Below are 18,085 nucleotides of genomic sequence, written 5' to 3' on the forward strand. Positions count from 1 at the left end.
CTCCTTGGACGGTTGGCTACGAGGTACAGGACCAAGATACTCCATTCTCCGCATTGGATAATCCCGGCCTGCTGCACAGCATTCATGAGAAGCTATCATGAATGCTGTGCAGAACAGGCCCATGATCCGGCTGGCGGAGCTCTCTACCTTTTGTCCTATCCAACGCGATCAACCAAAAAGGACAAATGCCATGAAACTCATGCTCACGGCCCCCGCGCTCATGCTCGCCGCCTCAACCGCCTTTGCCCAATCCGTGGAGATCAGCCGACACGAAGACCGGCCCGGCCAAATTGGAAGCGGCACGGTCTTTACCGGTACGGCCTATATCTCCCCTGTATTCGGCCCCCAGATGAATAATGTCAGCGCTGGCGAGGTGACGTTTCTTCCCGGCGCCCGCTCTGTTTGGCATACGCATCCGGCTGGGCAGATGCTGGTCGTTACCCATGGCACCGGCTGGACCCAGGAGCGCGGTCAGGACAAGCAGGTCATCAAGGCCGGTGATGTGGTCTGGTGCCCGCCCGGTGTTGAACACTGGCACGGCGCGAGCGACAGAACATCGGTGACACATTACGCCATTCAGGCGGTGGCCGATGGCTCGGCCGTCAGTTGGGGTGACCAGGTCACGGAGCAGGAATACCTCGACTGAAGCGCAACTTAATCATCGATTTCATGAAGGGCGGACATAGATTGTGGAAGAACGACCATGAGCAACAACACACAAATCCCGGCCCCTTTCATGATACGCGAGAACATCAACGACCTGATTGCCTTTGCCGCTGTTGCGGAAGAGCGCAGTTTCACGCGGGCTGCGGCACGGCTGAACGTGTCGCAATCCGCGCTGAGCCATACAATCAAGGGGCTGGAGCAGCGGCTGGGCTTGCGCCTTCTGACGCGCACCACACGCAGTGTTGCCCCGACCATCGAGGGAGAGGACCTGCTTGCCACGCTCAACCCCTGTTTCGAGAAGATCGAAAATCGGTTGCAGGCGCTAAATGACGCGCAGGATCAGCCAACGGGGACAGTGCGGATCGTGGCAGTGGAATACGCCATCGAAAGCATCCTGTGGCCCAAGCTGTCGCCGGTGCTCAAGAAGTATCCTTCGGTGAATATCGAGTTTGTCATGGACTACGGCTATACCGATCTGGCGGCGTCACAATGTGATGCAGGGGTGCGCTATGGTGATCAGGTCAGCGAGGGGATGATCGCCATGCGGATCGGCCCGGATGAGCGGATGGTCTGTGTCGGTGCCCCTGAGTATTTCAAGGAAATGGGCACACCGCAGGTGCCACAGGACCTGTCCGATCACCGCTGTATCAACCTGCGTCTTTCCACCCACGGCGCGCTTTATGCCTGGGAGTTTGAGGACAAGGACGGCAACGAGATCAACGTCAAAGTCAAAGGTCAGGCCTGTTTCAACACGGTCAATCCAGTGATGCAGGCGGCCACGGATGGGCATGGTCTTGCCCTCATCCCGGAACGCCTTGCCCAGTCGCGTCTCGACAGTGGCGCGCTGCAGATGTGCCTTGGTGATTATTCTCCCTATTTTTCGGGCTTCCACCTTTATTACCCCAGCCGCCAACGCCCGTCCTCGGCGTTCAGCGTGGTGCTGGAGGCTCTGCGTGAACGCGGCTGAGACCAAAGGAAGGGTATGAGGCTAGGCATTCATGAAATGGCATCATGAGTGGGGTGATCAGGACGGGCATTAAGCTTTCGGAAAAAGGGGCCACATCATCAGGCAGAAGCAACCCAACAGGAGATCCCGATGAAGACCTCTATTGCCGCCTCTGCCTTTGCGCTGATGACCAGCCCGGCCTTTGCCCAGGATGTGAAAACCACGTTGCCCGATGCAGTGGGGCAAGTCTCCCCGGCGCTGGAAGCCTATGCCACGGATACGATCTTCGGCTCGGAATGGACCAATGAGGCGCTGTCGATGCGTGACCGTGCACTGCTGACATTCGCAGCGCTTGTGACACGTCACGAAACGGAAAATCTTGGCAGCTATGTCGCGCTGGCACTGGACGCGGGCGTGACCCCGGCAGAGCTGTCCGAGACGATCACCCACCTGGCCTTCTACACTGGTTTTGGCAATGCAACCGCAGCGTCCGAGGCCGCAGCGCCTGTGTTTGCCGCTCGCGGCGTGTCGATCGATGCCTTGCCGCCCGTGTCCCCGGATCTGTTGCCGCTCAATAAAGAGGCCGAAGCCGCCCGTGAAAAGCTTGTCAGTGGCCTTTATAGCGACGTCAGTATCGGTGTTGTCGACAACACCCGCGAGGTGCTGTTTCTGGACCTCTGGCTGCGCCCAGATCTTGCCCCCCGCGACCGCAGCCTTGTGACCGTCGCCGCCTTGATCGCCGCAGGTCAGCCTGAGCAGATGACCTTTCACCTGAACCGCGCCATGGACAATGGTCTCTCGCAGGAGGAAGCTGGGGCCATGCTGTCGCACCTTGCCTTCTACGCGGGCTGGCCAAAGGTATTCTCGGCCATGCCCATTGCCAAAGAGGTGTTTGAAAATCGCGGGCAATAAGACCGCATGAAGGTTTGGGAAAGGCAGCAAAGTCAGAAGGAGAGATGGATGAAGATCGGAATTCTCGGCTCCGGCCTTATGGGCGCCAAGCTTGGCGCACTCTGGGCAGCCTGTGGTCATGACGTGTGTTTCTCCTATTCTCGCAGCACTGCCAAGCTCGCGCGTCTCGCAGGCGATTGCGGCGGAACATCGGGCACGGTTGCCGACGCGGTCGCAGGAGCGGATGTGCTGCTTATTGCGGTGCATTGGTCACGCATCGACGATGTCCTGCAGCAGGCCGGAGATCTGGCGGGAAAGGTCGTGCTCAATTGCTGCGTGCCGCTGAATGACAGCAACACAGAGCTGGTGGTGGGCACAACGTCCTCGGGCGCCGAAGAGCTGGCCAAGGCCCGGCCCAAAGCCCGCTGGGTGTCGTGTTTCAACACCATCCCGTCCGAGAGTTTCCGGCCTGTGTTTGACCGAAAGGGACAAACGCCCGCGCCGCAGGTCTTTACCTATGGTGATGATGCGGAGGCAAAAGAGATCGCAGGAACGCTGATCCGGGACATCGGGTTTGAACCGCTTGAAACCGGGGGGCTGCGCAATGGGCGTTTTGTCGAACCCTTTGCCATGGCGACGGTCGAGCTGGCCTATGTGCAGCCCGGCGGTCCGGCGCTGACCTATCGATTTGAAAAACTGCGCGGCTGACCGCGCATGAAAGGAGATCAACCATGAAAATCATCCGTTCCGGCAGCGCGCCGTCCAGACCGGGCCCCGAAGACTGGTTCACCGGCTCGGTCCGGATCGACCCGGTGTTTCAGGCCGAAGACCCCGGGCGGGTCAGCGGTGCCCATGTGACATTCGAACCCGGCGCCCGCACCGCGTGGCACACTCATCCGGCAGGGCAAACCATCATCATCACATTTGGCCGCGGACGTGTGCAGCGCGAAGGCGGCCCCGTCGAAGAGGTTAGCGCAGGCGATGTAGTCTGGTTCCCGGCTGGTGAAAAACACTGGCACGGCGCATCGCCTGACACCGCCATGAGCCACCACGCCATCCAGGAAAGCATCGATGGTGTCGCCGTTGACTGGATGGAGAAGGTCAGCGACGAAGACTACAACGGCTGATCTTTGGGGCGAGCAGGCGGGTTAGACCTGCTCGCTGCCCAAGGGTCTTGCATCGGCGATAGTTGCCGCGGGCATCAAGGACGCATGGCACAGTGCGCGCCGCCTTGGCGTTCCGCCATTAATGATCTGAACTCATCAGTGGGTTCAATTCTGCATGGATTATCGCAGGAGCCTGCCTGCCATAAGTTCCACCCCATCAGATACGCACTGGAACTTCTGCCGCTCGATCGACGGCAGGGGAGCCATTGGCGATACACTATGACAAAGGAAAACCCCAATGATCCTTCAAGAAACTTACACTCTTTCCAATGGCGTCGAGATTCCGAAACTTGGTCTTGGCACCTGGATGATCGACGACGCGGTAGTTGCGGATGCGGTCAAGGCGGCTGTGAACCTTGGCTATCGCCACATCGACACCGCGCAGGCCTATGCCAACGAACGCGGTGTTGGCGAAGGAGTCCGTGACTGCGGCGTGGACCGCGACGAGATTTTCGTGACCACCAAGCTGGACGCCGGCATCAAGACCTATGACGAGGCCAAGGCAGCCATCGACGGCTCTCTTGCCACGATGGGGTTGGACTATATCGATCTGATGATCATCCACAGCCCGCAGCCGTGGGAAAATTTTGCAGGCGACGACCGGTACTTCGAAGGCAATCTTGCCGCGTGGAAAGCGCTGGAAGAGGCGCTTGAAGCAGGCAAACTGCGCGCCATCGGTGTGTCCAATTTCCAGAAGGAAGATCTCGACAACCTGATCGAGAACGCCACCGTCAAACCGATGCTGAACCAGATCCTGGCCCATATCAGCAACACGCCCTTTGACCTGATCGACTACACCAAGAGCAAAGGGATCCTTGTCGAGGCCTATTCGCCTGTCGGTCATGGTGAGCTGTTCAAGAATACCGAGGTCGGCGCAATGGCCGAGAAATACGGCGTCAGCATCCCGCAGCTTGGCATTCGCTATTGTCTGCAGCTGGGCCTGCTGCCTTTGCCGAAGACCGGAAACCCGGATCACATGGCCAACAACTCGGCGGTGGATTTCGAAATTTCCGACACAGATATGGATGCACTGAAGTCCATCGAGAAGATCAAGGACTACGGCGAACATAGTTTCTTCCCGGTCTACGGCGGCAAGATGTAAGCGGCGCCTTCGGGATCGGCCGCTACTGAAACAACCGGTGGGGCCCGTGGTCCCGCCGGTCTATTTGTCGGTTCTGCTTGGCGTGCCCACGACAGTTAGGGCGCGAGAATACGGGCACATGGTGGGCTGGGACCATAGTCACGGGGTCGGAATGATCTTTGGCCCCGTGCTTTGGATGATCGACCTGGGTCTGGTGGTCGCCGGGCTGATCTGGCTGGTGCGCGAGGGCGACGGGACGTCATCGCAGCGCAAAGCGTCCGGCGCGCAGTCCTAACTCGATATGCGATTTGCCCGTGGCGAAATCGATTCATAAGAATACGCCGCGCGCAAAAGTTATTGATTTCATAAGCTTGCGGGCCGCTTGGGGGAGCTTCCATATAGCCGCTGCAAGGATCATAGCCGTTGCAAGGATCGTCGGGCATAGGCAGTGAGAGAGATCTGAGCGCATCAAAAATGCCTCGACTGTTTGTTATTCGAATTTTAGAATGTGATGAGCACACGAGATGAGGGAGGATTCAGACATGCGTGGAATGCTATTGGGCCTTTGTATGACCGCCATCGCGGCGCCTGCACTGGCGGATAAGGTCGGCATCACCAAGGACATGATGAGCGTGACCGTGACAACGCCTGGCGGCGCTGTTGAGATCAAGCGCAATCAGGATCCCGAAGCGCGTCTGGGTGAACCTTGGACAAAGACCTCGCGCCCCTGTCCCAATTTCTGCATCCAGCCGATGACACCGGCACCCGGGGTGACGACCATTGGCGAGCTAGAGGTGCTGGAGTTCCTGAAATCCGGGGAGGCCCTGCTGGTTGATGGGCGCGTTCGCCCGCAATATGAGCAAGGCACAATTCCGGGCGCCATATCGGTGCCCTATACCGAGGCGGCCGACCGGCTGGGGGAATTCGGCTGCGAGGTCGATTTCGATGGCTGGATCTGCGAGGGCGAGGTGCCGTCGGTGGTCCTGTTCTGCAACGGGCCATGGTGCGGTCAGTCCCCGACGGCCGCGCGCCGCATGATCGAGGCGGGCTTCCCGGCCGAGAAGATCTACTACTATCGAGGTGGCATGCAGAGTTGGAACATGCTGGGCCTGACCGTGGTGCCGGGCGGCTCCTGAGGCGGCCCAGACCGATATGCTATGGCGGGCGCCTTGCGGCGGATGATGCTGCAAGGCGCGCATAATCGGGGCCGGAAACCGGGCAGGCGGTGCCTCAGGCGACCACCCGGTCTGCCTCCCAGGACCCGGCGGCCTCCAGGATCCGCTCGGGGTTGCGATAGGCATCGCGCAGCAGCCGTTCATACAGGGCGCCTTCTGACTGCCGCGTGACGGGACCGCCGATCAGCGCTGCAAGGGCCTCTTCCAGCGCATCGACCGTGCCGGAGCCTTCGTCGAACTGCGCCTTCTTGCGCCAGACCAGATCCGGGGGCAGCAGGTCGTCGCAGGCCTTGCGCAGGATCCATTTTTCCGTTGTAGCGCCGGTTGCATCCGGGGCATCGGGGTCGGTGCGGCGCATCTTCAGGTCGGCGGGGATGGCCTGGGCAAAATCGATCAGCTCCCGGTCGAGGAACGGCGTGCGGGCCTCAAGGCTTTCGGACATGGTGACACGATCAACACGTTGCAGATTGATGTTGTGCATGGTGCCAAGGGAGCGGGTCAGCTCATCCGCCAGCGCCCGGGGATCGTCGACATACTCGTGGTGGTAGGTATAGCCGGCGAACAATTCGTCGGCGCCTTCACCGGTCAGCACCGCCTTCACTTTGGCGCGTGCCAGCCGCGCAGCGAACAGGGTGGGCAGCGCTGAGCGCACCAGATCCACATCAGCGGATTCCAGATGATAAAGGACATGCGGCAAGGCCTCTGCCACGTCCTGCGCGGTAAAGACGGTCTCGTAGTGGTCTGATCCGATATGTTCGGCCACAGCACGCGCGGCAACCAGATCGGGGCTGCCCTTGGTGCCGACAGCAAAGGTTTTGAGCGGACCCAGCCCCTGTGCCTTGCGCGCCTTCTGGGCAAGCGCCGCGATGATCGAACTGTCCAACCCGCCGGAGAGGAAGCTGCCGACCTCCACATCCGCGACCATCCATTTGGCAACGGCTCCCTCCAGTACCAGACGCAGTTCCTGCGCGGTGGCGTCGATATCGAGATCCGGGCCCGCTGCGGCAGCGCCCTGAGGCGTGCGGTACCATTGCCGCCAGCCGGTGCGGCTGTCGAACAGATGTCCGGGCGGGACCGCTTCGACCTGCTCGACCGGGACGCCGTCAAAGGCTTTCAGCTCGGAAGCGAAGACCAGCCCATTGCCCAGCCGCGCCATGTATAGCGGTTTGATCCCCAGTGGATCGCGCGCGGCAATGATGCGGTCTTTGGTAATCAGAACAAAGGCGAACATGCCATCCAGCTGGGTGACCCAGCGGGAGCGCCCGGAGCGGAACAGGTGCAGGATCGTTTCACTGTCAGAAGCCGTCTCAAACGCCGCATCGCCTAAGATAGCCCGCAAATCGGCGTGGTTGTAGATCTCGCCATTGGCAACCAGCATGTCACCTGTCTGGTGGATGGGCTGGGCGCCGTCCTCGGGGCCGATGATAGACAACCGGCAATGGGCCATGGTGAAGGCGGTCTCAGTTGCAAGGGGCTCGATGGTGGGGGTATCTGCATGCCGGAGGACATGCACCTCGTCGGGGCCGCGATGGGCGATTTTCGCGATCATCTCCTCGGCCAGCCCGGCATCGCTGATATTCCAGAAACAAACAAATCCACACATGGTTCTTGGTTCTCAATCGGTTCCATAGCGGTCGCCATAAGGGCGGGGCCGCATTTTGCGCGCGCCGGGCCGTCCTTGCCATGACAGGCCGCGCTGCGCTGTCTTGGCGGCGGCGGGGCAAGGGGGCTGCTGATCGGCTTTGGCCGATGGGCGGGCGCCTTTAAAGTTTTGCGGCACCATGGCTATCAAAATCTCTTGGTTGATAATAATGAAACATTCTAGCACTATGGATGAGAAAAATTTGACCATAGTGCCATGCCTCGACGTCTTCCTGTTCTCAATGCCCTCAGATCCTTCGAAGCTGCCGCGCGGCATGAAAGCTTCAAGGAGGCGGCGACTGAGCTGAACGTGACCAACGCGGCCATCAGCCATCAGGTCAAATCGCTTGAAGAAGCCTTTGGGATGAGCCTGTTCCGGCGTCGTGGGCGTGCGGTTCAACCGACCGACGCGGCAAAACGTTTTGCAGACCGGATCGGCAAGGCCTTCGACATGATTGAGGCCGCTGCGATTGAACTGCAGGGCAACCCGATGAGCGGGACATTGCGGGTGGCGGTTACGCCCTTTTACGGCAATCGCATCGTATTGCCGCGCCTGTCGCGGTTTCATGCCATGTATCCGGAGATCACGGTCGAACCGGAGATGAGCGCCACGGATACCGATTTTCGCAAATCGGATCTTGATGGTGGCATGCGCTATGGCACCGGGGAGTGGCCCGGGCTGACCGCAGTCGAACTGCACCGTGATGAACTGGTGCCGGTGGCGGCGCCCTCGGTTGTCTCGGGGCGGCGTCTGCCACTGTCCGCCGATGAGATTGCCAAGCTGACCCTGGCCTATATCGAGGGCCGCAAGGACGATTGGCAGGCCTGGCTGAACCTTTTGAGTTATGCGGGGTCGCCACCACAGGGCATGGTCGCCTACGACAGCCGGGCGCGGGTCGTGGACCTTGCCTTTGCCGGGCATGGTGCTGCGCTGGCCGATGTCAGCCTGACCGCTGCCGACGTGGCTGCTGGGCATCTTGTGCGCCTCAATGAGACCCGCCTGACCACCGGACGGGGGATGTGGCTGGTCTATCCGGATACGGATTTCCCCGATCCGCGGCTCATTGCCTTTGGCGAATGGTTCAAATCCGAGGTCGCAAAGATCCCGATCGCCTAGGTGCTCGACGTGAGTGGGCCTCTCAGCAGTGAGGCTTGGCTCCGATCTCTCCAATGCGATCTTGAAATGTGCTCTGAGCATTCTAATGGCTGTTGTCAGAACGCATGCTCTTGCATGTCTGGCAGCATGCAGAGGTTGCCAATCGGCTTCCAAGGCTTGCGGCACGACGTCACGAGTGCAGTCGTTGCAGCGGGCGCACGGCAAAATTTCGCTGCCAAATCAGCGGCGCAACGCCGGTCTGCTGGCAGGCCAGTTTCAATTCACGAGCCAATTTACATATGTATTTTTCTGAATGTAATGGGCGCGCCGGGCCTCGTTCACCTTGAGATCAGCAACCGGCACAGGAGAAAGACATGAGCATGAACAGTGTTTCCTACCGCGAGTACACAGTGAGTTTCGAAGGCACCGACGGTGTTAAACTGTCCGCCGAAACCGGCCTTGATACAGGTATTGGCGGTGGCAAATGGCACCGTAACGAAGCTGAGACACAGCAGGTTGAAACGGTATCAACCGATGATGCCTCTGTTGCTGTGACGCTTAGCGCTGAGGCCATCGCAGAGCTGAAGTTCATGATCGAAGAGGAAAAGCTTGCGGGTGATCTCTACGAGGCCTTTTACGATGTTTATGGAGAGGAGATCTTCGCCAATATCGAGGAGTCCGAAGACCAGCACTTTGACGCGCTTGTCGATTATGCAGAGAAGATCGGCGTCGATGTCGATTCCTTCGTTTTCGACACCGCTGGCGAATTCTCCAATCCCGAGTTGCAGGAGATGTACGACACGCTTCTGGAGCAGGGGCTGACCTCGCTAGAAGACGCGCTGGAGGTCGGTGTGGCGATCGAGGAGAAAGACATCGTCGATATCGCGGCTGCGGCCGAGGCCGTGCCGGACACTGCTCTGGCGGACATCTATGAAAACCTGTTGCAGGGCTCCTATGCGCACCTTAATGCCTTTGAGGCATTGTTGTGAGCGAAATCGCCTCCGGTTTTCGGACACAGATTGGCTTGGCCTCGCATCCGCGAGGCCAAGCGCAACCACGGCCGCGGTTATTGCAGGTGTTGGGAGGCTAGTTGGCCGGGCCAGCATCAACCGGCGACAGCTCCGCACAACTGACGCACTGCGCGTCCGGCCCATTCCGGGGCAGGGGACAGAACCGCATCCAAAAGGCTGTTATAGATCGCCTCGGGGAAGGCCGTGGCACGTTGCTGGCGCGTATCGTAGTGCAGCAGCATGCATTCAAACGTCGCGCATTCCTGATCGGCCGACCACATTGTGTGCCCGATCTGCAAACGTTTGCTGTCCACGCCCAGGATCGCGGCCTCGATTGACAGGGTTGCCGGAGCGCGCACTTCCCCCACGTACCGCAGGTGCGTCTCAAGCGTATATAGCGCGCAGCCCGTTTCCTCGAAATATGCGGTACCGATCCCGAAACGGTCTTGCAGTTTCCATGTCGCATTGCTGAACGGGACCAGATAGTAGGCTTCGTTCAGGTGGCCATAGGCATCCAGCCACTCCTGCTGAAGCGGCTCTTCGTGTACGCGAAATGTCGACATCTCCGCTCCCCCGGCTCAGGCAGGTTTGGAAAAGACGACCAGTTTGGTCATCGCCGGGATTAGGTTGTCGACGGTCTCTACCTCGAAACCGATCTTTTTGCCCATTTCCGTCAGCCAGCCCACCGATAGCGAACGGGCGTCGGGGGTAAAGGCCATGTGCTGCAACTGCCAGAGTGCGGCCAGCGCAGGTCCGCGGCGGTTCTCTTCCACCATGAAGTCATGTACCATCAGCTTGCCACCGGGAGCCAGCGCCTCAAAGCCTTTCGTCAGCAGGCCTTCGACGTCGTCGCCGGGAACGCCGCTCATCAGATAGGACATCAGGATGGCGTCCTGGTTGCCTGGCCACTGGATTTCGATGGCGTTGCCGGGAATATAGCGCACCCGGTCGATCAGACCGGCCTCGGAGACAAAGCCCCAGCCGATTTCTGCCACGTTGGGGAAGTCGATGATGGTGGCCTCAAGGTTCTCATATTCGTTGCACAGGCTGATGGTCATCGCGCCGGTACCGCCGCCCACGTCCAAGAGGGTCTTGGCATGGGACAGGTCCACAGTGCGGGCCAGTGTGCGCCCCGGGCCAAGAGAGCCGGCGTGCTGGCTTTCGGAATAGACCGAAGCCTGTTCTTCATCCGCCATCCAGTGCCGGTAAGAAGCGATTGCATCCTCGGAGAGTTCGCCTTTCATCACCGCATTCAACTGCAGCAGGAAGGGGTACATCTGCTGGTCGATCTGATAGCGAAGATAATCCCCGAAATCGTATTTCGATGTTTTCGAAAGGAAATTCTGCGCGGCGGGGGAATTCTTGATCTTGTCATCGTCCGTGTTGCTCAGCAGCCCGACGCTGGCCAGCGCGGTTGTCAGCGTGACGATGCGGTTGAGCGGCACATCTGCGGCCTCTGACAGTTCTTTGGCCGTCTTGGGGCCGTCCGCGAGCAGTGAAAAGATACCGACATGCAGACCGGTGAACAGCGCCTTTGATGCCATGAAACTGAAAGCGATGGACGACAGATCCTCCGCGCTTTCGATTGCATTGTTGTCGAGTGTCGCCGGGGTCAGATCCTGCATGAAGCCCACTTACCTTTCTGTCATTTCGGATGTGTCTGGGAGCATACACAGCCGTAGCTGCCACGCAACAGTAGTGCCGGGAACATGTTACAAGTTGTCGGTTTTGAGCCAAATTTTGATGCATTCTACGGTGGAAACCACTTTCTATGGCCTGCGTTTCCACTCGCAAAGGGCAGGGCACGGATGGGTTTAACCGCACCTAGTGGCAGGGCAGATCGCCTGATGTCTGCCCGACAAGAGGAATGTTTTTGCGCCTCCGCCGCCGCGGTTTGCGCTGAGTGTCGGCTGCGCGGTGTTAGCCTGCCTGGCGTTCAGCGCCCGTATGGCGGCCTTCACCCATGTAGAGTTTCTGCATATCGACGAAAGGTCCTGTCTCCAGCCGACCGCGGATCGCGGCCCATCCCTCCGGGTTGTCATGGATTATCTGATACAGCTCTGATGGCACGTTCAGGTATTCGATGTATTTTTCCGATGCGGTTTCCAGCCAGGCAAAGACATAGCTGCCGGTCTCTTCGTCCACATCGACAAGCCGCAGTTCAATGCCTTCAGCCAAGGGGGCGGTTTCGACGCTGCGCAGGATATGCAGTTTCATCATCTCGACGATCACATCGTCCAGCTCCAGTTGCCGCAGCAGCAATTTTTCCCGCACCGCAGGCCAGCCAAAGGTCAGTCGCACGGTTAGCCCTTTGCCGACCTCCTGCGCGGCAGCGGGGGCCTGCGACCCATAACTGGTGGAAAACAGATCATTGGCCTCATCCTCCAGCTCCAGATGATCGCGCAACCGGTTGGCAGGCATCGCAGCGATCCATTGCCCGCGCCCGGCGTCGAGGTAATTGAACTGCGGTTGCAGGCGAAAACTCTCGCCGCAGGCGGGGCAGGCCGCGTCCTGAAACCGGTCCTCCAGGATGTCGTCCCGTAGGTCGGGACGACGGTCGGCGTTGACACTGCCGACGGCGGACATGGACACGGGCGCCTCGCATTGCGGGCAGAGCAGATTGACGGGATGAAACAGGGACATCGGTCGGTGGCCTTTCGATCAGTCAGAGTTTGGACAACCAGTCAATCGCCGGATGGTTCGGTTTTAGCTTGCCCGAGTGATAGGCGGCATAAAGTTCGGAAAACCATTCGCCCGGCGCCCGGAACTGGTAGCCGGTCATGCCCTTGGCGCGTGCGCCAAGCAGATAGGAGGTCCAGCTGTTGGTATAACTCTCCTGATACACAACACCGTCAATCGCGAGCTTCTTGGCAGAGGTCATGCTGGACCATGGTTTTGCGGGCTCAGAGGCGCTATCGATATGTGCCTGAACCTGAACGCGCCGGGTGTCCCATTCTTCGTCCGTGCAGGTCTCGTCCGCGGGTTTGTCCGGGGCATGGGCGCTTGTGTTATGGGCCATGTATTCGGTGATATAGTCTTTGTCATATTTGAACTTCTTGGCAAATTTCTCGGCGATGTCCGAAATCGCCATGCCGTATTCGGTCCAGCCACCGAAATCCTTTTTGCTGCCGTTGCTGTTCATGAAGCCGTGTTTGTCATCCACCGCATGGCCAACCTCGTGCAGGGTGTTCCAGTTGAAGTAGGTCACCGGCTCTTCGTTCGCGGGTTTGCATTTTTCCAGCTCGGCACGCTCTTCCGGGGTGGCCGCATCATCTAGGCTGCCGACCGCGTCATCACTGCCGAAGGCATAGTTGGGCGACAGGCCCGCATCACCTTCGTGCATCACGATCCGCTTTTCGTTGCCCTGGTACATGGATCCGCCTTTGTCGGCTTCGTTGATGGCGAATTTCTTCAGCGAGTCATTGTTGAGCGTGTGGTCCATCGGCAGGTCTTGCATTGCCTTGTAGAAGGCCACGATATTGGGGCCTTTCAGATCGCCATCGGCGATTTCGGTGGCTGGCGCCAAGTTCTTGTTGCTGAAGTTCTTGATATCGCAGCCAAAGCGCGCCTTGAAGGCGACCTTGACCACCGCGCGCTGGGCTTCCGGCTCCAGATTGTCGATCATCGCATCCAGCTCGGCGGTGCCACCCGGGCGTGCCAGGATTTTCTCGATGTCTGCCGGGTCTGGCGGCGTATTGGCCCGCATCTGCGCCATGACATAGGCGCTGGTGCCAATGGCGCGCGCTTCTTCCAGCAGCTTGATGGCATCTGCAGGCTGTTTGCCTGCGTCCTGCGCCGCGGCATCCGCCAGTTTCTTGCGCATGGTGTCGATGCTGGGTTTGATGGCGTAGCGGTGTTCGTGCCCTTCGAGCACGGCCAGACGGGGCTTCACTTCCGGCTCGTCGCGCAGCTCTTTGTACGTCTTATGCTGCTTGGCCAGCTCCAGCGCCGTCTTGGTCAGGGCGATGGCCTTTTCGATATCGGCGCTGACCGCAGCATAGTTCTGGCCACCTCTGGCAGCGGTTTGCGCCCCAGTCAGCAGCTTTTCAACTTCGGCGACCTCGACGGCGACATAGGCGGCCTCTTCGTGGCCCTCGACCGGGGGCAGGGCCGTGCGGGCGCGGGCGATTTCCTGTGTGATGAAGGCATATTGCGAAATCACCTCGTCCGCCGTGTTGCAGGCCTCCAGCGCGGCGAGCAGATGCCCCTTGGCGACCTTGGGCGCCAATCCGTCTTTCTGGCAGTTTTCGATTTCCGCCGTCGCGGTCTTCAGGTGTACCGCTGCGACATCGGCGTTTTCACGGCTGCCGACGACTTTGATCGACAGTTTCGCCGCCTGCACCTGCGGCCACCAGGGGGCGCTGTCCTCATCCCCGCCAATGGCAGAATTCACCACTTCAAGGATGCCATGCGTCTTGGCAGTCGACAGGGCCTCTTCGGCCGAACGCGCCACTTCCTCTGCCATGGTTTTTGCCGTCGCGTAGTCACTCGGTGCCAGTTTGACCAGCGCGTCGTATTTGGCTTTCAGCCGGGTCAGCTGGGCCGCAATGGCCTCGGCATGTTTGTGCGCCTGTGCCTCGTCCAGCTTGGCCTTTGCCTCTGCCCGGGCGGTTTCATACGCCGAGGATCCGGTGATCGCGGTCAGCAACGCCTTGGCGGTCTCGGTGAGAGCCTTCAACTCCTTCACAGCTTGTGAATAATCGTTTTCCGACAGGTCGGTCTGGGTGGTATCGAGCTTGGCTGCCGCCAGCCGGTCTGTCATCTCCTTGATCCGGTCCTTGGTGGCATCGTTGCTTTCGGCAGCCAATGCACCGACAGCTGCCTGCGCATCGGTGACTGCCTGAGGGTAGGGGGCCGCCGCTGCAAGAAGAACCTTGCAGGCCTCAATCTTTTGATAGGCCTTTTCGAACATTCCGCGCGCGGCCGTGTAGGTATGCGCGGCCTTCATCGCCTCATATTTGGCAAAATCCGCGTCCGCCCGGGCAATCTGATGTACCCCGGCTTCCTTGCCCGGGCCGATCAGCGTGGCGCGGGGGACCTTGAAATAGGGGCCTTCCCAGCCCAGCACGGTTTTCAGCGTCGCCAGATCGGCGTCGGTGGCTTTCTCCCAACCGGCTGCATCCTTGGCCTTCTCCGCCGCGCCCTTGAAATCCCGCGCGGTTTGCAGCCGGATGCTTTCGTCGATCAGCGCCTGTATCTCGGTCTTTCGATGCTCCAGCTGGGTTTCTACGTCACCCCCCTCGGCTGTGATCTTGGCGATCACCGCGGTGGCCTTGGCCCGGTCGGCCTTGATCGTCTTGTAAAGCTCACCTTCCGCGCGGGCCTGGTCGACCATGGCGCGCGCGGCGGCCAGCTTGGCCTCGGCGCCATCGTAATCATAGGCCTCGGGCTTGATCAGATCGTCCGCTTCGCCGGTCAGACGGGTGATGTCATCCAGATGCGGCTGCAGGCAATTGGCATCATTCAGCGGCGTTAGTCCGGCCACGCGTGTTGCCAGCGAGGCCTTCAGTTCCTCATAGGCGTGATGCTGATGGACCAGCACCATGGCGAGTTTCAGGTTGGCGATGGCACTGTCCAGATGGGCGCGCGCATCGTCGTATTTCTTGGCCTTCTTGGCTTTTTCAGCCTCCGCGGCAGGCACCTGCGCCTTGGCGATCAGCACGGTGAAATCATTGCCGGTATCCGCCGCGACTACCTTGTCCCGGATATCGGTAAAGACCTTGAAGGCCGGGTCCCATTTCTTTTTCAGGTTATCCAGCGCGGCGGTATCGGTCAGCCCGTCGAGTTCAACCGAGGCCTCAGCCGCAGCCTTGGCGCTGTCGATGCGTTTTTCCGCATCCGCCAGGCAGGTGTTGGCCGTGGGGAAGTCGAGCTTGAGCGCATGGGCCACGGCTTCGGCCAGCAGCGCCTCGGCATCGGTCAGCATGCCCGCGGCCTGCGGTACGTTCTTCAGCCGTGCGATCTTGCCCTGAACGACTTGGCGCTTTTCCTTGTAGGCCTTACAGGCGTCCGCCTGCGCAGTGGTCGCTGCCCAATCCCCGGCCGTGGCATCCAGCAGGGATATGGCCGTTGAGTACTTGTGAAGCGCCGCTTCCGCCTTGGCCGAGGCGAGATCGCTTTCCATTTTCAGGATGATCACCTGAATGCCCGAGGCGCCATCGTGGTCCTTGAATTCCTTCAGCTTGGCCTCAAAGGCGGTCAGCTTGGGCGCGTATTGCTGCACCACCGGAATTTCGGTTTCCAGAAACGCGCGCAGGTGCCAGAATTTGCCAAGGGTCTTGAGAGAGTCAGCGTAGTCCTTGCTCGTGGCGACATCGGAATCGTTGTAATAGCCGTTCGCCTCGGTCAGCTTGACCGTGAGCAGGTTTTTGACAGCGCCGGGAAGCGTGGCCCAGTAATCGACCCAGGTCTTGGCCTTGGGCCGGGCGTCTTCATAGCTTTCCCGCAGCGTCCGCACCCGGGCAGTTTTGGCGTAAACTGCGGCGATCTCATCCAGCTTCTTGATGCCATCCTTGAATTTCTTGGCGGCCTTGGCCTGCTGCGCCGCATCGTAAAGGCGTTCCATCTCGCGGGCGGCATCGTCGATCGCTGGATCGCCGACCGTCACCCCACGCGCAGCGTCGGCCAGCTCCTTGCGGTCGGGGTCCAGCGCCATGAAATGGGCAAAGTCATCGGCCAGCACCTCGGCCTTGGTGATCTCGGCCTCAGCAGCCGTGAGCGCCTCAGTCGCGGTTTTCAGATCGTGAGCCTTTGCCTTTGCGATGGCGTCCGTGCGGATGTCGTTGATCTTGGCGATTTCGGGCGTGATTTCCGGAGCCCCGGCCTTTGGATGGCTGGTCAGGGGGACCATCCGCAGGTCAAAGATCGCCAGCGCCTTGCCAAAACCGGTCTTGGCTTCGGTGTCGGTGGCAACTGCCTTTTTCAGCCCGGCAAGGGCCTTTTCACCAGCGTCCAGCTTGGCCGTGCTGCTGCTTTCGGGTTTGGCCTTGGCTTCGTTCGCCAGCGCTTCGACTTTCTCCAGGGCGGTTTTCCATTTGTCCGGGGTCTGGCTGACCGCCTCGGGCAAGATGGTGTTATAGGTCTTCACCGGCCCGTCGCGCAGCTCTTTCAACGCGGCTTCGATACGGGCAATCTGGTCGGAAAGGTCGGTATCATCCGTATCGCCACCGGCTTCGCCTGAGGGCGGAGCGGATTGTTCGGGCGCTTTTTCCGGTGCGTCCGGGCGGGGGATCGTTGTCGTGTCGCCGCCTTCGGCAGCCTCGGCCTCGCCGCTTGGCGCGGCCGGTTCTTCCTGAGGTGCCTCGGCCGCGGCCTGACGGGCCTTGGATATGGCCTGTGCCAGCGGACCGACCGCCTTCAGCGCGCCTTCGAAATCAGGCGGCGTGGCTTCCACCCTCGCGGTGATCTGAGCCCAGACCGCCTGAATTTTCTCGGATTGGGTTGTCTTGAAGGAGAGAACCTCTTCGATCAGCGGCTGCAGCTTGGCTTCTGCCTGCTGCCACTTTGCCTCAAGCAGGGTTTGCCGCTTGGCCCGCGCAGCGGCGTCCTGGGCCGCGGTCTTCATCTCCGCTGACAGCTTGGCCACATGCTCAAGCGCTGTGGCCAAGGCGCCGGTGTCCGCCTTGGCCTGCAACGCCTTCCAAAGCGTCTCGACCCGGGAAAGATCAATCCCGGCGATCTGACGCAGCTTTACGAGGTTGGCTTCGACCTTTTTCGCGGCTGCAGCCCATTTCTCCTCTGCCGGATCGGTGGCGCCTGAGGGCGCCGAAGGGCCATCCGGTTCTGCCGTTTCCGTCGCCGTCTCGCCGCTTGCGGCCTCCTTTGCGGCGGGGGTCTCTTCGTCCTCATCTTTCTCCGCCTCGACGACCTGTCCGTCGGGGTCCTGAATGATGATGCTGTATTTCAGCCCGACGACCATGAACATTTTCTTGGTCTTGCGGGCCATGCCCGGCGGGATCTTTCCTTCGACAATGAGGGTCAGTTCCTTGCCGTCCAGTTTCAGCCGTCCAAAGGTGAACTGTGGCGTCTCCCCATCGGATTTCGCCTGCTTGCCAAGCACCTTGGCGGCTTTGGTCTTGTGGGTGAGAAAGACCGAGTCTTCGATCTTCTTGCCAAAACACAAACCAAAGGCCAGCTCGCGTTTGCGGGCGATTGCCATCTGTTGTTTGATTTCTTTCGCGGCAGATCCATCAAGAGGCATTGGGCAGCTCCTGGACTGAAAAACTGTTTAAAAATAGCACACTACACACTTGCCTCTTTCAGGGTCGCACGCGGTTAACGTTTCGGCAAGAATTTTTTTCTTGTGAAAGCGTACAGACTGCGCAGACTCTGGGGGCATATGCACCAAGGTGAGATTATGCCGATTTTCCAGATAACCGGCTCTGCCACATGAGGATTTCAGGTCCCTTTCTGA

16 protein-coding genes are annotated in these 18,085 nt (G+C 59.9%); 10 read left to right on the forward strand and 6 right to left on the reverse strand.

The genetic code is table 11. From position 1 onward, the window contains the following. The first annotated feature begins 190 nt into the window (after window positions 1–190). The 8 genes from SM764_RS06480 to SM764_RS06515 all read left to right on the forward strand — a co-directional run bounded on the left by SM764_RS06480 (window position 191) and on the right by SM764_RS06515 (window position 5,886). Window positions 191–646 carry a (R)-mandelonitrile lyase gene (locus SM764_RS06480; protein WP_369001337.1) on the forward strand — a complete coding sequence of 152 codons (456 nt, stop codon included), beginning with the start codon at window positions 191–193 and terminating at the stop codon, window positions 644–646. A gap of 57 nt (window positions 647–703) precedes the next feature. Continuing rightward, window positions 704–1,633: a LysR family transcriptional regulator gene (locus SM764_RS06485; RefSeq protein WP_237028424.1), complete on the forward strand. Its 930-nt coding sequence runs from the start codon at window positions 704–706 to the stop codon at window positions 1,631–1,633. A 129-nt stretch (window positions 1,634–1,762) separates the two neighbouring features. Next, window positions 1,763–2,524 (forward strand): carboxymuconolactone decarboxylase family protein, encoded by a 762-nt coding sequence (locus SM764_RS06490; protein WP_274832348.1) that lies wholly within the window; start codon window positions 1,763–1,765, stop codon window positions 2,522–2,524. Window positions 2,525–2,572: 48 nt separating this feature from the next. After that, the gene (locus SM764_RS06495) at window positions 2,573–3,211 is read left to right on the forward strand and encodes an NADPH-dependent F420 reductase (protein WP_368997792.1); all 639 of its coding nucleotides are present in this window, start codon (window positions 2,573–2,575) and stop codon (window positions 3,209–3,211) included. A gap of 23 nt (window positions 3,212–3,234) precedes the next feature. Continuing rightward, window positions 3,235–3,630: a (R)-mandelonitrile lyase gene (locus SM764_RS06500; RefSeq protein ID WP_065271027.1), complete on the forward strand. Its 396-nt coding sequence runs from the start codon at window positions 3,235–3,237 to the stop codon at window positions 3,628–3,630. 277 nt (window positions 3,631–3,907) lie between these two features. Next, window positions 3,908–4,771: an aldo/keto reductase gene (locus tag SM764_RS06505; RefSeq protein ID WP_368946848.1), complete on the forward strand. Its 864-nt coding sequence runs from the start codon at window positions 3,908–3,910 to the stop codon at window positions 4,769–4,771. 118 nt (window positions 4,772–4,889) lie between these two features. Then, on the forward strand, window positions 4,890–5,045 hold the full coding sequence (locus SM764_RS06510) for a hypothetical protein (protein ID WP_368946849.1): 156 nt from the start codon (window positions 4,890–4,892) through the stop codon (window positions 5,043–5,045). A gap of 247 nt (window positions 5,046–5,292) precedes the next feature. Further along, window positions 5,293–5,886: a rhodanese-like domain-containing protein gene (locus SM764_RS06515; RefSeq protein WP_368946850.1), complete on the forward strand. Its 594-nt coding sequence runs from the start codon at window positions 5,293–5,295 to the stop codon at window positions 5,884–5,886. A 94-nt stretch (window positions 5,887–5,980) separates the two neighbouring features. Here the strand turns inward: SM764_RS06515 and asnB are convergent, their stop codons facing one another. Both asnB and SM764_RS06525 read right to left on the reverse strand, forming a co-directional pair. Continuing rightward, complete coding sequence (gene asnB / locus SM764_RS06520) at window positions 5,981–7,528, reverse strand: asparagine synthase (glutamine-hydrolyzing) (RefSeq protein ID WP_368946851.1); 1,548 nt, start codon at window positions 7,526–7,528, stop codon at window positions 5,981–5,983. Between the two features lie 12 nt (window positions 7,529–7,540). Continuing rightward, window positions 7,541–7,777, reverse strand: coding sequence for a hypothetical protein (locus SM764_RS06525; RefSeq protein WP_369001338.1), 237 nt, complete (start codon window positions 7,775–7,777; stop codon window positions 7,541–7,543). Between the two features lie 6 nt (window positions 7,778–7,783). Here SM764_RS06525 and SM764_RS06530 point away from each other — a divergent pair, with 6 nt between their 5' ends. Together SM764_RS06530 and SM764_RS06535 are read left to right on the forward strand one after the other, a co-directional pair. Further along, a complete protein-coding gene (locus SM764_RS06530) occupies window positions 7,784–8,683 on the forward strand; it encodes a LysR substrate-binding domain-containing protein (protein ID WP_369001339.1) in 900 nt (299 codons plus the stop codon). 353 nt (window positions 8,684–9,036) lie between these two features. After that, window positions 9,037–9,651, forward strand: a complete 615-nt coding sequence (locus SM764_RS06535; RefSeq protein ID WP_369001340.1) for a DUF2202 domain-containing protein — start codon at window positions 9,037–9,039, stop codon at window positions 9,649–9,651. A gap of 116 nt (window positions 9,652–9,767) precedes the next feature. Here the strand turns inward: SM764_RS06535 and SM764_RS06540 are convergent, their stop codons facing one another. The 4 genes from SM764_RS06540 to SM764_RS06555 all read right to left on the reverse strand — a co-directional run bounded on the left by SM764_RS06540 (window position 9,768) and on the right by SM764_RS06555 (window position 17,872). Beyond that, complete coding sequence (locus SM764_RS06540) at window positions 9,768–10,235, reverse strand: thioesterase family protein (RefSeq protein WP_065271023.1); 468 nt, start codon at window positions 10,233–10,235, stop codon at window positions 9,768–9,770. 15 nt (window positions 10,236–10,250) lie between these two features. Further along, the gene (locus SM764_RS06545) at window positions 10,251–11,297 is read right to left on the reverse strand and encodes a methyltransferase (protein ID WP_274828192.1); all 1,047 of its coding nucleotides are present in this window, start codon (window positions 11,295–11,297) and stop codon (window positions 10,251–10,253) included. A gap of 295 nt (window positions 11,298–11,592) precedes the next feature. Next, window positions 11,593–12,315: a CpXC domain-containing protein gene (locus tag SM764_RS06550; RefSeq protein WP_369001341.1), complete on the reverse strand. Its 723-nt coding sequence runs from the start codon at window positions 12,313–12,315 to the stop codon at window positions 11,593–11,595. A gap of 22 nt (window positions 12,316–12,337) precedes the next feature. Beyond that, on the reverse strand, window positions 12,338–17,872 hold the full coding sequence (locus SM764_RS06555) for a hypothetical protein (RefSeq protein ID WP_369001342.1): 5,535 nt from the start codon (window positions 17,870–17,872) through the stop codon (window positions 12,338–12,340). Window positions 17,873–18,085: the final 213 nt, after the last annotated feature.

Origin of the sequence: Pseudophaeobacter sp. 1A16562 (assembly GCF_041008785.1) — a bacterium.
In the GTDB taxonomy this organism is placed as follows: domain Bacteria; phylum Pseudomonadota; class Alphaproteobacteria; order Rhodobacterales; family Rhodobacteraceae; genus Phycobacter; species Phycobacter gallaeciensis_A.